Source organism: Ensifer adhaerens (assembly GCF_000697965.2).
GTDB lineage: Bacteria > Pseudomonadota > Alphaproteobacteria > Rhizobiales > Rhizobiaceae > Ensifer > Ensifer adhaerens.
In genome coordinates this window covers 3,954,575-3,968,100 of record NZ_CP015880.1, presented here as the reverse complement: position 1 = coordinate 3,968,100, position 13,526 = coordinate 3,954,575, and the positions used below count along the sequence as shown (strand labels likewise).

At 64.4% G+C, this 13,526-nt stretch carries 16 protein-coding genes; 8 read left to right on the top strand and 8 right to left on the bottom strand.

The window, feature by feature from the left end:
* Position 1 precedes the first annotated feature (1 nt).
* On the bottom strand, positions 2-880 hold the full coding sequence (locus FA04_RS19245; protein WP_034804613.1) for an EamA family transporter: 879 nt from the start codon (positions 878-880) through the stop codon (positions 2-4).
* A gap of 89 nt (positions 881-969) precedes the next feature.
* On the opposite strand from FA04_RS19245, the gene FA04_RS19240 reads away from it, so the two are divergent.
* Positions 970-1,464, top strand: a complete 495-nt coding sequence (locus FA04_RS19240) for a MarR family winged helix-turn-helix transcriptional regulator (RefSeq protein WP_090426724.1) — start codon at positions 970-972, stop codon at positions 1,462-1,464.
* Positions 1,465-1,470: 6 nt separating this feature from the next.
* On the opposite strand, the gene FA04_RS19235 is transcribed toward FA04_RS19240, so the two are convergent.
* The 4 genes from FA04_RS19235 to FA04_RS19220 form a co-directional block, all read right to left on the bottom strand.
* Positions 1,471-2,061, bottom strand: a complete 591-nt coding sequence (locus FA04_RS19235) for an NAD(P)H-dependent oxidoreductase (protein ID WP_034804619.1) — start codon at positions 2,059-2,061, stop codon at positions 1,471-1,473.
* A 165-nt stretch (positions 2,062-2,226) separates the two neighbouring features.
* Positions 2,227-2,811, bottom strand: coding sequence for a chloramphenicol phosphotransferase CPT family protein (locus tag FA04_RS19230; protein ID WP_051659678.1), 585 nt, complete (start codon positions 2,809-2,811; stop codon positions 2,227-2,229).
* Positions 2,812-2,877: 66 nt separating this feature from the next.
* Positions 2,878-4,482 carry an exodeoxyribonuclease VII large subunit gene (gene xseA, locus FA04_RS19225; RefSeq protein ID WP_034805207.1) on the bottom strand — a complete coding sequence of 535 codons (1,605 nt, stop codon included), beginning with the start codon at positions 4,480-4,482 and terminating at the stop codon, positions 2,878-2,880.
* Positions 4,483-4,555: 73 nt separating this feature from the next.
* Positions 4,556-6,376, bottom strand: coding sequence for a hypothetical protein (locus FA04_RS19220; RefSeq protein WP_034804621.1), 1,821 nt, complete (start codon positions 6,374-6,376; stop codon positions 4,556-4,558).
* A gap of 136 nt (positions 6,377-6,512) precedes the next feature.
* Here FA04_RS19220 and FA04_RS19215 point away from each other — a divergent pair, with 136 nt between their 5' ends.
* Genes FA04_RS19215 through FA04_RS19200 form a run of 4 tightly spaced genes read left to right on the top strand, consistent with a single transcriptional unit; the run spans position 6,513 to position 8,877 of the window.
* Positions 6,513-7,574, top strand: coding sequence for a glycosyltransferase family 2 protein (locus tag FA04_RS19215; protein WP_049811024.1), 1,062 nt, complete (start codon positions 6,513-6,515; stop codon positions 7,572-7,574).
* On the top strand, positions 7,571-8,278 hold the full coding sequence (locus FA04_RS19210; protein WP_034804623.1) for a class I SAM-dependent methyltransferase: 708 nt from the start codon (positions 7,571-7,573) through the stop codon (positions 8,276-8,278). The genes FA04_RS19215 and FA04_RS19210 overlap by 4 nt, the downstream gene beginning before the upstream one ends.
* Positions 8,279-8,281: 3 nt before the next feature.
* Positions 8,282-8,650, top strand: coding sequence for a DMT family transporter (locus tag FA04_RS19205; RefSeq protein WP_234798717.1), 369 nt, complete (start codon positions 8,282-8,284; stop codon positions 8,648-8,650).
* A 17-nt stretch (positions 8,651-8,667) separates the two neighbouring features.
* Positions 8,668-8,877 carry a hypothetical protein gene (locus tag FA04_RS19200; RefSeq protein WP_034804625.1) on the top strand — a complete coding sequence of 70 codons (210 nt, stop codon included), beginning with the start codon at positions 8,668-8,670 and terminating at the stop codon, positions 8,875-8,877.
* A 4-nt stretch (positions 8,878-8,881) separates the two neighbouring features.
* On the opposite strand, the gene FA04_RS19195 is transcribed toward FA04_RS19200, so the two are convergent.
* A complete protein-coding gene (locus FA04_RS19195) occupies positions 8,882-9,661 on the bottom strand; it encodes a helix-turn-helix domain-containing protein (RefSeq protein WP_034804627.1) in 780 nt (259 codons plus the stop codon).
* Positions 9,662-9,738: 77 nt separating this feature from the next.
* Here FA04_RS19195 and FA04_RS19190 point away from each other — a divergent pair, with 77 nt between their 5' ends.
* Positions 9,739-10,194, top strand: a complete 456-nt coding sequence (locus FA04_RS19190) for a hypothetical protein (RefSeq protein WP_051659679.1) — start codon at positions 9,739-9,741, stop codon at positions 10,192-10,194.
* A 66-nt stretch (positions 10,195-10,260) separates the two neighbouring features.
* Here the strand turns inward: FA04_RS19190 and FA04_RS19185 are convergent, their stop codons facing one another.
* Entirely contained in the window at positions 10,261-11,247 is a 987-nt protein-coding gene (locus FA04_RS19185; RefSeq protein ID WP_029742452.1) for a Gfo/Idh/MocA family protein, read from the bottom strand.
* 199 nt (positions 11,248-11,446) lie between these two features.
* Between FA04_RS19185 and FA04_RS19180 the strand changes: the two genes are divergently transcribed.
* Together FA04_RS19180 and FA04_RS19175 are read left to right on the top strand one after the other, a co-directional pair.
* Positions 11,447-12,397 carry an aldo/keto reductase gene (locus FA04_RS19180; protein ID WP_034804629.1) on the top strand — a complete coding sequence of 317 codons (951 nt, stop codon included), beginning with the start codon at positions 11,447-11,449 and terminating at the stop codon, positions 12,395-12,397.
* Positions 12,398-12,416: 19 nt separating this feature from the next.
* On the top strand, positions 12,417-12,890 hold the full coding sequence (locus tag FA04_RS19175; protein ID WP_034804631.1) for a GNAT family N-acetyltransferase: 474 nt from the start codon (positions 12,417-12,419) through the stop codon (positions 12,888-12,890).
* Here FA04_RS19175 and FA04_RS19170 read toward each other — a convergent pair.
* Positions 12,842-13,477, bottom strand: coding sequence for a hypothetical protein (locus FA04_RS19170; RefSeq protein ID WP_034804634.1), 636 nt, complete (start codon positions 13,475-13,477; stop codon positions 12,842-12,844). The two genes, FA04_RS19175 and FA04_RS19170, sit on opposite strands and share 49 nt — an antisense overlap.
* Between the last annotated feature and the right edge of the window lie 49 nt (positions 13,478-13,526).

Below are 13,526 nucleotides of genomic sequence, written 5' to 3'. Positions count from 1 at the left end.
TTCAGGCCCGCGCCGGTCGCACCTTGGGGGCGAGTTGCGCGCGCTGGCTGAGCCAGACGCTGACGAAGACGACAAGGATGCCGAGCGCCTGCACCGGCGTCAGTTGCTCGCCGAGCACGCCCCAGCCGAGCAGGATGGCAACGACCGGGCTCAGGAAACCGAGCGGCGAGACGGCAGAAGGTTCGAGGCGCGACAGGCCGCGGAACCAGAGCAGATAGGTGAAGGCGGCGCCGACCAGGCCGAGATAGGCGAGACCGAGGACGTTGGCGGTGGTCAGCGGCGGCAGCGACGGCTCGAAGAACAGCGCCGCCGGCACGAGCATGAGGCCACCGGCGGCCAATTGCCAGGCAGTGAAGGTGAGCGGCGGAACCGGCGGCGCCCAGTGGCGGCTCAGCACCGTGCCGAAGGCCATGGAGACGGCTCCGGCGAGACCAGCGAGCACCCCGAGCGGATCGAGCGCGGCGCCCGGCGTCAACACCAGCAGGGCGACGCCGGCAATGCCCGCAAGGCCGGCAACCACGCTGAGCAGGCGGATCGGCGAGCCCAGGAAGACGCGCGACAACAGGATGACGATCAGCGGCTGAACGGCACCGACGGTTGCGGCGACGCCGCCTGGCAGCCTGTAAGCGGAAACGAACAGCATGGCCCAGAAGAAGGAGAAGTTGAGCGCGCCGAGCACGAAGGTCCGCGGCCACCAGATACCGTCCGGCAGGCGCCGCACAATCAAGAGCAGGAGCAACCCCGCCGGCAGCGCCCGCAGCATGGCGACCGTCAACGGATAGCCAGACGGCAGGTACTCTGTGGTGACAAGATAGGTGCTGCCCCAGATGGCCGGTGCCAGCGCGGTCAAGGCAAGGTCGACGGTGCGGCTCGAACTCATATCTTTACCTCAAGAATCTCTATATCAAGATAAAATGAGGATAACGCGGTTTATCTCTAAGTCAAGATACTCTATGCTGAGATAAATGCATGGAGGGTTTGATGGATCGCGTCGACAGGATTTTGGCCCAATGGCACCGGGAGCGGCCGGACCTCGATGTTTCGGCCATGGGCCTGCTTGGCCGGCTCTCACGGGTTTCGACACATATCGCCCGGGAAATCGAGAAGTCGTTTTCCGAGCGCGGATTGAATGCGTCGAGCTTCGACGTGCTCGCGACGCTTCGTCGGTCCGGACCGCCCTATCGGCTTTCGCCCGGAGACCTTTTGGATACGACCATGGTCAGCTCCGGCACCATGACCAACCGCATCGACCAGCTTGAAAAGGCCGGGCTCGTCGAACGGATCGCCAATCCCGAGGACAGGCGGGGGGTGATCATCGCCTTGACGGACGAGGGCTTGCGCCGTGTCGACGAGGCCGCGACCGCGCATGTGGCCAACCAGCATCGCGTCGTTTCCGCGCTGTCGCCCGAGGAACGCGTGGTGCTCAACGCACTGCTGCGCAAATATCTCGCGACCTTCGAGTAGCCGCGATCACAAACTGGAGGCAAGCCGACGGACACGCTGCAGATGCGCCTTGCGCTTGGCGTCGGTCGCCCGGTCCATGTCGTGCAGCGCGAGCATGCGGAAGTTCAGTCCCTTGGCGCAGAAGGCGGCGATGCCGCGCTTCAAGAGCCGCTTCACCGGATTGCCCATGTAGAGATGCACCACCCACCAGGGCGAGCCGGTCGTCGTCAGCGCCCAGAAGAGCTTGATATTGTGGAGCCGCGGGATGATGCGGCCGCCGGCCGGGTCGTTGTCGAAGGCGATGCCCGGCGCAAAGACGCGATCGAAGAAGCCCTTCAGGATCGCCGGAAAATTGAACCACCATTGCGGGAAGACGAGCACCAGCCCATCGGCCGCCTGCAGCCGGCCGATCCAGTCTGCCGCGCCTGACCGATCATAGGTGTCGGAGAAGTAACTGCCGCGCTCGGCGACGCTGAGGCGCGGATCGAAATCCTCGCGATAGAGATCGAGCAAGTCGACCGAATGTCCGCTCGCCTCCAAGGCGGCGCGCGCCTCACGCGCCACGTTCGCGGCAAAACTGTCTTCGAGCGGGTGGGCAAGCACGAGCAGGATGCGCATGCGGTGTTCCTAACATATCGATCTGGAATCAAGATCCGTCGCCGGGAAAATGAGCTTAAAAATCAACCGAATACAATGCCGTTTTTCGCGACCGTCAGGCCGCGCCGAGGAGGCAGTCATGCGAGCGGACACGCTCGCTCCCTAGACCGCCAGCAGCCGCCTTCTTCAGAACGGGGATTTGCCCGATCCTGGCCGGGCTTCCAGCGCCAGTGTGTCAAAGACGGAGGGCGAGCGGCGCACCGACCATGCGGAAATCAACTGCGCGGCGGCGTCATCGGCGGCCTGTCCCGAACCAAGCTCCAGATCGTAACACTGTCCGACGTGAATGCGGTGAAAATCATCTGCGGCGCTGCCGATCGGCCGGTCGGCGCGAAGCCGTTCGCGCCGGACCAGTTCGTCGAGTTCACAGTGAAGCGCGACAAAAAACACATCGAACGGCTGAAGCATCACCGCGAGCTCAGACGCCCAGCCGGGCTCTTCGAGAATGTGCTCCAGCAGGAGATTGTTGCCGGCTGACGCATAGGCGACCAGCGAGCGGTGAAAACCGTCGAAGAAGCGCGCCCGGTGTTCCTTCCAACGAAAATCGCCGCGGCGGAACCGTTCCATTGGCACCATCCCCGAATCGCGAAGATGGTCGATCGAAACATGCCAGAACGGCGCGCCGATCTGCGCCTGGACCGCCCGCGCCAGCGTCGATTTCCCGCTGCTGGAAGCGCCGTGGATGAAGATAATCTTGGCTCGCTCGACCATGCCGGGCTCCGTCACTCTCTTGCGAACGCTGGCGCTACGTCGTCGGCATGACAGCGGGATGACGCGCTAGAACAGGTTACCCTGTTTCGGCGGCTCTCCCGCCGGGTCTGCGGGCTTCGGCTGCTTCTTGCGGGGCGCCGTCGGCGGAGAACCTGGCTCGCCCTCCCCGTCGCCGGCAATCGCCGACACGCGACCGTCGGCAAATTCCAGGCTGAGCGTCATGCCGACCGAGACGGATGCAGCCTGGCGCACCGGCCCGCCTTCGGCATCGCGCACCAGCGCAAATCCGCGCTGCAGGACGTTGCGATAGGAAAGCGACTGCAGGATGCGATCCTGGGCGACGATGACGCTGCGCAGGCGTCGCACGTCTGCGCGCACGGCCGCATCGGACCGGGCAGCAAGCCCGGCGACGCGATCGGATGCCCGATGGATCTGGCCGATGAGGCGCGAGGGTAAGGCGCGCAGCGCAGCGTCGGCCGCAGAAACCCGCGCCTCGCCGCGATGGACTTGCCGCTCGACGATGCGGTCGGCCTTGTTCATGGCGTCGACCAGGCGCTGGCGACGCTCGGAAAGCTTGCCCTTGAGAAGGTCGGCACGCAGCTCGGCAGACACGCGTTCGAACTGACGGCGCTTGTTGGCCGTGTTCATCGTGAGCCCGCGCCCGAGCCCGAGTGCAGCCTCGTCGAAACGGCGGCGCGGCAGCGCCAGCAACTGGTCGAGCGACGGCAGCGCCCGCGCCAGAGACCGCACCGCCTGGCGGCGATTGTCCATCTGGCGTCCGACAGCCGACTTGAGGCGTGCCGACAGGCCGGAGAGACCGGCTTCGAGATCGGCCCTGACCGGCACCGCCATTTCCGCTGCACCCGTCGGCGTCGGCGCGCGCTGGTCGGCGGCATAGTCGATCAGCGTCCAGTCGGTCTCGTGACCGACGGCCGAAATCAGCGGGATCCCGGAGGCGGCGGCGGCGCGCACGACGGCCTCGTCGTTGAAGCCCCAGAGGTCTTCGAGGCTGCCGCCGCCACGCGCGACGATCAGGACATCCGGCCGCGCAATCGGCCCGCCGGGCTCGATCGCGTTGAAGCCGCGGATCGCCGCTGCAACCTCGTCACCCGAGCCATCGCCCTGCACGCGAACCGGCCAGACGACGACATGGACGGGAAAGCGGTCGGCGATGCGGTGCAGGATGTCGCGGATGACGGCACCGGTCGGCGACGTCACGACACCGATCACCTTGGGCATATAGGGCAGCTGCCGCTTGCGATTGGCGTCGAACAGCCCTTCGGCGGCGAGCTTGCGCTTGCGCTCTTCGAGCAGCGCCATCAGCGCGCCGGCGCCGGCCGGTTCCATCATCTCGATGACGATCTGATACTTCGACGAGCCCGGGAAGGTCGTGACCTTGCCGGTCGCGATCACCTCCATGCCCTCTTCCGGACGGAAGCGCAGGCGCGAGAAGGTACCCTTCCAGATGACTGCATCGATGCGCGCCCGATCGTCCTTGAGCGCGAAATAGGCGTGGCCCGACGAATGAGGGCCGCGATAGCCGGAGATTTCGCCGCGCACGCGCACCTGGTCGAAGGCCTGTTCGACCGTTCGCTTGATCGAGCCCGAAAGCTCGGACACCGAGTATTCGGTGAGGTTGCTCGGAGAATCGCTGTCGAAGAAAGAGGCCATCGCCTCTTTTACCGCACCCTTCGCCGAAGGCCAGCACATCCCTCACGCTTTCCACGCGCCAGGGGCGTGGCGCTCAAGGCGCAAGCATATAGAGCCGGATGGGCGAGCCTTCCGAAACCGGCAGGGGCGACAGGAATGCCGGCACGCGCCCGGCGGCGAGATCCGCATAGAGACCACGCGGAGCGCGGGCAGCTATGACCTGCGTTTGAGCGTCAACGGCGCAGAAGGCGAGCACTGGCTGCCCGAGCTGGCGCAACAGAACGGCGGCGGCTCCAGGCTCGGCCAGGCCGATCTTCAGCTCGCGGAGCATGCCGGCGGCATTGCGATGATAGGGCGCGCTGAGCACGCGGTGTTCGGTGCGGCGAAGCAGCGTCGCGCCGATATCCGACGGTCCGACGACCAGCGACGGCGCCAGCCGCCCAATATCGGCAAGGGCGGCGTCGGTCAGGCACGCCTCGCCGTTCGTGACCGCTGCTTCCGCGGCAGCAAACCCGCTGATCCCCTTTTCCGCAAGCGTTCCGGCAACGGCCCACATCGCCGGAACGGAAACGAGCAGTGCTCCGACATAGAGAAGGGAGGCGCGGGCGCCAGCCGTTCCGCCGCTCGACCGCGCACGCAGGTCGGTAAGCAGCAGGGCCATCGGCACGATGGCGAGCAGGTTGGAAAATGCCATGCCGCGGACCTGGACGAGGGCGATCGCCAGGCTCGAAAGCACCAAGGCAAGGAGCACCAGATGGAGATCGATCCGGTCGCGACGCAAGATGCGCCAGAGGCAGATGGCCGAGGCAAAGGCGCCGGTGAAATAGTAGGCGCCGGTATTGGTCGGCTCCTGCACAGCGATCAGCGTGACGGAACGGGCTTCGGAGATATGGTCGAGCCAGAGCTCGATGAGCAGCGGATCGAGACCGGCCAGTGGATTGCCGAGGCATTGCGGCGCCACAGACAGGGCGACCGCGGCGACGACGAGACCGCAGAGAGCGAGCGCGCCGAAGCGCAGCGCTGGCGCGCGGTGGCTGACAGTGGCGGCGGCGAGCGCGAGGAGGACGCCTCCCGTCAGCGCCAGCGAATAGAAGGCGATCGAGAGATTGTCGCAGGTCGCGACGAAATAGAGGCGCGGCGGCACGGTCGAAAAGAAGATGACGCTGAGGCCGGCTGTCAGCGACAGGCCGAAGGCGACGGTCGAACGCGCGGCCGTCTGGCCGGCCCAGAGCCACTGGCAGGCAACGATTGCGCAGACGACCGCCACGAGTGGCGTGGTTTCGGCACCTACGGCGATCGCGAGTGCGGCCGCCGCTCCCGCAAGCGCATAATTTAGGGCACGATACCGTCGATCGACGAGCATCGCCGCCATGACCGCGGCCAGCACCAGTTGCACATTGTGGTGATCGATGGCGCCCCCGAGGAAACGGTTCGAGGTGGCGATGAAGATCGCGGTCAGCCCCAGGCAGAAATGCATGGCGACCGTGCCGCCGGCACGGCGTCCGGCGAGCCCCATCGCCGCAAGCAGCCCGACCGCGAGCGCCATCGGCCAGATCGCAAGCGCCAGGACTTCCGCCTGCTCCACGCCGACAAAAGGCCGAAAAATCGACATGAGCCCGGCGATCGGCAGATCGATCAGGCGCGACCAGTGCATCAGCGTTCCGCCCTCGAGCCCCAGGCGGGGCTGGGTGAGGTCGAACCAGCTCTGTCCGGCGAGGAGGTCGCGCACCTCGACCAGGCGCATGGCATCGTCATTGTCGCGGCCGAGATAATCCGGCGCCCGCATGAACTGGGTGACGAGGAAAAGAACCGTGGGCACGCCATAGGCGAGCACCATCCCAAGCAGGCTCGACGAGAGCCGCCGCTGCCTGGGCGTAGTCGCCATTTCCGGTAGTGCCGCCATTCCGCTCGACATAGGTTCCCGCCCACTAGATCGCGTGGATCTTACGTCCCTGCGATCAAGAAAGCGTAAAGCGCGCGGCGGCGAGGCCGGTCGCTTCGACCGGCCCGCGCGGCGCACCTTGGCGTCTTGTTAACACCCTGATCCTATGATGGCGCGATCCAACAGCAACCGAGCCACCTTGATGTTCGACCGCTTCAACATCGCCGTTCTCCTGCCTTGCTACAACGAAGCATCGACCATCGGACAGGTGGTCGAGGGTTTCCAGACGGCACTGCCGACGGCGCGAATTTACGTCTACGACAACAACTCGACCGACGGCACGGCGTTGAAGGCGATGCTTGCCGGCGCGACCGTCGTACGTGAACGCCGGCAGGGCAAGGGGCACGTGGTGCGCCGCATGCTCGCCGATATCGACGCCGACATCTATGTCATGGCCGACGGCGACAGCACCTATTGCCCGACCGATGCGGAAGACCTGATCCGCACCTTGATCACCGAGCGCGCCGACATGGTCGTCGGCACGCGGCGCGGCGTTCACGACGATGCCGGCAGGCAGGGTCACGCCTTCGGCAACAGGCTTTTCAACATTCTGTACCGGGAAATTTTCGGTACCGATTTCAACGACATCTTCTCCGGTTACCGCGTGCTCTCGCGCCGCTTCGCCAAGAGCTTCCCGGCGATTTCCAACGGCTTTGAAATCGAAACGGAGATGTCCGTCCATGCCTCGCGTCTCAAACTGCCGGTCGCGGAGCTTGAACTGGACTATGGCCGGCGCCCGGAAGGTTCCCATTCCAAGCTGTCGACGTACAAGGATGGCGCCAAGATCCTCTGGACCTTCGCCATGCTCATGAAAGAAACGCGGCCCTTCACGTTCTTCGGCGTGATCGCCATGGCGTTCTTTGCGACGAGCATCGGCTTCATGATGCCTGTCTTGCTCGAATATTTCGCCACAGGCCTCGTGCCGCGCATGCCGACCTGGGTCCTCGCGCTGGCCATGCTGATGATGTCGATCATCATGTTCACCGCAGGCCTGATCCTCGATTCGGTCTCGCGCGCCCGCACCGAGCAGCTCCGGCTGCACTACATCGCGACACCGGTACGGGCTGCGCCGCTGGAGAAGGTCGATAGCGGCGTCGCTCTGCCCCGGGGCGAGGACCAGGAAGCCGGCTTGCAGTCGGCACCACGCATTGTGCGGGAGCGCCGCGGATGAACCGGGAAACGACCAACCGCATACGCTTCCTGATCGAAGACGTCATGCCGCCGATCCTCAGGGATTCGCGCCTGTTCAAGGGTATGGCGAGCCTCGCCTGGGGCAAGCACATCGCCCATCTCGCCGACTTTCGCGCACGGGCGCCGTTCCTGTCGGCGAACGAGTACGAGGACCTCTACCGGCAGCACCCAAGAGTGCACGAGGGAACGGACAATTCCGAAGCCTGCGTGCGCAAGATCGCGGCAAGCGTCGTCGGCGACAGCGTCTGCGACGTCGGTTGCGGCACCGGCGTTCTGTTGAAGCGTATCCGGGAAGCCAAGCCCGACCTTAAACGCCTCGCCGGTGTCGACTTCGCCATCGACGATGCGGCCCGGATCGAAGGCATCGAATATCACGCCGCGATGATCGAGGACGTGCCCTTTGCGGACGGCGAATTCGACACGGTCGTTTGCACGCATGTGATCGAGCACATTCTCGACTACCGCAAGGCGATCGCCGAGCTTCGCCGGGTCACTCGCCGGCGCCTGATCATCGTCGTGCCGCGCGAGCGCGAGTACCGCTACACCTTCAATCCGCACTTCAATTTCTTTCCCTATACCCACTCCTTCCTGCGGGCGATGCATCCCGTTCCGGCCGAGCACACATGCGTCGATATCGGCCGCGATATCTTCTATTGCGAAGACAGAACTGCCGCGGCGGAGTGAGGCATGGCGATGAACCTCAATCTCACGCCCACCGTCTGGTTCGGGCTGTTCTTCACGCCGGTGCTGATCTCGGCCGGGCAGATCCTCTTCAAGCTGACAAGCGCGAAGACCGGGAATGCCAGTGCCCAGGGGCTCCTGGCTCTGGCCCTCAGCCCCACCCTGCTGATTGCGCTCGCCGTCTATGGCATCGGCACGATCATCTGGATCTTCACGATCAAGTCGGTGCCACTGACGATCGCCTATTCCTTCATGGCGCTTACCTTCTGCATCGTGCCGCTGCTTGCCGCCGTCTTTCTCGGCGAGGCGGTGACGCTGCGCTACGCCTTCGGCGCCGCGCTGATCATCAGCGGCATGATCATCATCAACTCCTAAGGGGATAAGCGGGCCTCATGATCGTCACCGCATCCTTCGTCCTCGGCATTGCCGTATGCGGCCTCAAATCCGCCCGCGCCTGCCTGTTCGCCGGCACGGGGCTGCTGGCGCTTGCCGGCGCAAACGGCGACTGGATCCAGGCGGCGGCAGCGATCGGCGCTTACAACATGGGCGTCGCGCTGATGATTTGCGGCGCGATTGCCATCGGCCTGGAGCGCGACCGATAGCCGATCATCCCTTGCGTTCGAAAAACGCCCTGGTCTCCTCGTCGGCCGGAAAGAAGGATTCGATCAGCACCCCCTCGACCAGCGCATCCTGGGTCGAGCCGAAGGTCTGAAGCGTGGTGATGAAGCTTAAGCGCAAGCCGCCGATGTCGAGCTCGATCGGCAGCACCGGCAACCGGTCAGTGTCCGGATGGTTTTCGGTCGCACGCGCCACGGCCGGATTGGACGCCGCTTTTTCCAGGCGCTTGCCGAGGCGGCTGCGGGGACCCTGCAGCCAGGCTTCGGTTCTGACCCGCTGCACCAGATCGGCGGCCGCGGCCTCCCAGTTGACGACCAGCTTGCGCACATTGTCGTCACCGAGAAACGTGTCGAGAAAGTTCTCGCCGGGCTGGAACGGAATGTCGGCGGCAACCGCCAAGCTCGCCAGCGCCGGATTAACGACCAGCAGCGTATACTCGTGATCGAGCACCAGCCCCGGATAGGGATCGTGGCGCGCCAGGATCAGCCTGATGGCATTGGCAACGACCGGCGGCATGGCGTCCAGCCCGGCGGCGGGCCGCGTCGCCATGCGCGGTCGATAGCCGGCTGCCGAAAACAGCGTGCCCTGGTCGCGAGCGGGGACTTCCAGCACGGAGGCCAGCCGCAGGATCATGCCCTCCGACGGTTTCGAGCGGCCGGTTTCGAGAAAGGACAGGTGGCGCGCCGAGATGCCGGCGGCAACCGCAAGATCAAGCTGGCTCATGCGGCGATGCCCGCGCCATTCCTTCAGATGTTCACCAAACTGCATGGATCGTGATTCTCCGTTCTGCCGGAGAGTGGCGCGCGCCGGTCGTAAAATCCATTACCTCAGAGGTAATTGGTTTGATGACACCGAACCGGCAATCTCCGGTCATCGACAAACCGATGGAGCCGACGATGAACCTCTCGAACCGCAGCCTGCTCAACAAGACCTTCCTTGCCGACGGCGTCTACTCTCTTGCCGTCGGCGCCGTGCTGATCCTTTTTGCCGCCCCGCTTGCTTCGCTCTTCAGCCCCGCCGCGACAGCGCCGATGATGAAGATCCTCGGCGTCGGGTTGGTATTTTGGGGGATCTTCCACCTTGCCGCGGCGCGCAACGGCGGGCCGGTCGCAGCAGCGGCACGCGTCAGCATCGCTGGCGACATCCTTTGGCAGGTGGCAAGCGTAGCACTGCTGGTCGCGGCTTACCCGTTCCTCACTGTCGCGGGTATCGGCTTCATCGTCATCGGCCTGATCACGGTCGCCGACTTTCTGATCTTCAAGCTGCGCGGCCTTGCGCGGGAACAGGCAGCGATTGCCTGACGGGATGATCGCTGGAGATGAAGAGGAAGGGGCCTGCCGGCAAAACCAGCGGGCCCTTTCCGTTGATCAGATGGTCTCCCAACCGTCCTTGGCGCTGGCGCGGTAGATCGCGTCGATGAATTTCTGATTGAGGCGGGAGTTTTCCAGCGTCACCACTTCCTCGTCCTCGCCCTTGGCCGCGCGGGCGAAAGCCTCCGCCTGGAGCTTGTACTGGCGCGCGTCCTGGAAGCGGAAAAGCTGGGATTGGGCGTGGTTCTGGTTCGTCAACTCCACTTCCTCGCGGCCATAGCGGTCAGCGTTGAAGGGCGACTTCACCTCGATGAAGCCCTTGTCGCCATGGAAGACCATGACCTGGCGGGCCGCCAACTGGGTGGAGATGTAGAAGCTCAGCTCGAAGTCGCCGAAATCGGCGCGCACGCTCGAATAGATATCCGTGCCGAATTCCGGATCGCGATCGGTGTTTGCCTGAACGCGCACCGGCTCCTTGGCCGTGACGAAGCGGGTGGTGATCGTCGGGTATACGCCGATATCCGGCAGGCCGCCGCCACCGAGCGCCGGGATGTTGCGCATGTTGTTGGGGTCGCGGTTGAAATAGGTGAAAGCGCCCTGGACGTGGCGCAGCCGGCCGATCGCGCCTTCGGCGATTAGGGAGCGGACCTTTCGCCAGACCGGGCTATAGGTGACCATGAAGGCTTCGGCGATTACGACGCCGTTGCGGTCACGTGCGGCGATGAGCTGGTCGATCTCAGAGGCGCGCAGGGCAATCGGCTTTTCGCAAAGCACATGCTTGCCGGCATTGGCGGCCTTGACCGACCATTCCACATGTTGCGCCGTCGGCAGCGGAATGTAGACCGCATCGATGACATCGGAAGCGAGCATCTCTTCGTAGGAACCGAAGGCGTGCGGCGCGGAGAAGCGATCGGCCATTGCCCGGGCCTTGGCGAAGTCGCGGCTGGCGACAGCCGAGACGACGGCGTTTTCCGCATCCTGAATGGCCGGCACGACGAGGTCGCGGCCGATCCTGGCCGTGGACAGAATTCCGAAACGTAACATGACAAGGCTCCCTGATTTGGTGGCAGAGACTAGCGCCGAGGTACGTACCTAGCAAGCGGCAGTGAGCGGTTTGGCGAAGAAGTACGACGTGCAGAAAATTGCCGAAAGGCGGGTGACAATGTCAGCTTTTCTGCCCTATCTTTCCTTCGCAATCCTCCCGATCGCAACATGCCCTCATCCAGTCCAATGGAGCGAAACCATGGAAAAACTGAGACTTGGCCGCACCGACCTGACAATCGCGCCCCTCGTCTTCGGCGGCAATGTCTTCGGCTGGACCGCCGACGAGAAGACCTCTTTCGCGCTGCTCGACACCTTTTTCGATGCCGGCTTCAATGCCATCGACACCGCCGATGTCTATTCCTCCTGGGCGCCCGGCAATCAGGGCGGCGAGTCCGAAACGATCATCGGCAAGTGGCTGAAACAGTCGGGCCGGTCGCGCGACAAGGCCGTCATCGTCACCAAGGTCGGCTCGGAGCTCGGCCCCGACCGCAAGGGGCTTTCGCGCCGCTGGATCCTGCAGGCGGTCGAAGATTCGCTGAAGCGGCTACAGACCGACCATATCGATCTTTATCTCTCGCACTGGCCAGACCCCGACACGCCTTACGAGGAGACGCTTGCGGCCTACGACCAGCTGCTGTCCGAAGGCAAGGTGCGGGCGATCGGCGCCTCCAACCTGAACTCGCTGCAACTGCGCGAGGCGCTCGACGTGTCCGCCAACCAGGGCCTGCCCCGCTATCAGGTGCTGCAGCCGGAATACAATCTCTACGACCGCGACGCATTCGAAGGACCGCTGCGCGACCTCTGCATCGCCGAGGAGATCGGCGTCATCAGCTATTTCGGGCTGGCGCGGGGCTTCCTTTCGGGGAAATACCGCACCCACAAGGACCTCGAAGGCTCCGTGCGCGGCAGCGGAGTCGAGAAATATCTCGACGGACGCGGCATGCGCATCCTTGGCGTTCTCGACGACATCGCGGCCGACACGGGCGCGACCCAGGCGGAAATCGCGCTCGCCTGGATCCGGACACGCAAGGGCGTCACAGCGCCGATCGCCAGCGCCACCAGCCTTGAGCAATTGCAAAGCCTCATTCGCTCCGCGGAACTCAAGTTGTCGGACGAGGCGGTGCAAAAACTCAACGACGTCGGTGAGTGACGGGAGCAAAAACCACACAATGGCATTGACGATACGCGCCGCGACTGGCGGCGACGAGGCGGACTGGCGCCGCCTCTGGGCTGGCTATGTCGCCTTTTCCGGCACCGATCTCGCCGAAGACATCATCGACCTCACCTGGAAGAGGCTTATGGATCCCGCCGCACCGCTCTTTGCGCGGCTGGCGATGCTCGACGGGCAGGTGGTCGGCTTTGCGATCTGCCAGGAGCAGCTCGCCACCTTCTTTCGCCGGTCGATATGCTACATCGAGGATCTCTATGTCGATCCTGCAGCGCGCGGCCAGGGCGTGGCGCGGGCGATGATCGACGGTCTCATTGCGCATTGCGAGGAGAAGGGCTGGGACCGGCTCTACTGGTACACCGAGGCCGACAATGCGACGGCGCGGCGGCTCTATGACCGCTACTCCGGCACCGACGAGCACGTGCGCTACAAGGTGAATATCGGCGCGGCCCTCAAATCCGGAAACCCGGCATAGGCCTCGGCGTGGCGGCCGGCCTGGTTCTCCATGCCGGCCTTGGTCAGGACACCGCGCGGCTCGACGAAGCTCATGATCCGGCGCGCCGGCCGCTCGTGCCACTGGATGTTGAAAGCCCATAGCTTTGGGAAAAAGCAGAGCGAGGCGTAGGGCAGATGGTCGTGGATCCACCAGGCGATCGACTGCCAGCCGCCGATCTCGCCGCGTCGATCCCAGACCCAGGGAATGACGATGCAGGCGGTGGCGCCGATGCACCCGTCGGCATCGCGCATGTCCCAGATGTGGTCGGCGGCAGAGGCCGCATTGGTCGAGCAGTTGAGCCCATTGGCATTGCCGAAGCCGTTGACGGCGCGGTTGCGGTAGCCCGAGCGGATGACGAGGCGGCCGAAGGTCGCTTCCAGCGGTTCCAGCAGTTCCTCGCAGAGACGCCGCCCGGCCTCGATCGCCAGATCCGGATCATCGGGAATGTTCGGGATACGGTAGAAGTCGGCGATTTCCGAATGCAGGAAATCGCGAAAGAAGAAGTTTCGAGAAAGCCGCACCCGGCCGAGATCTTCAAGACCCTTCATCGAACCGGGCTTTTTCATAGGCCTTCCTCTCATCAAGACACGAAACCAATGGCATTCCAGATCCGGT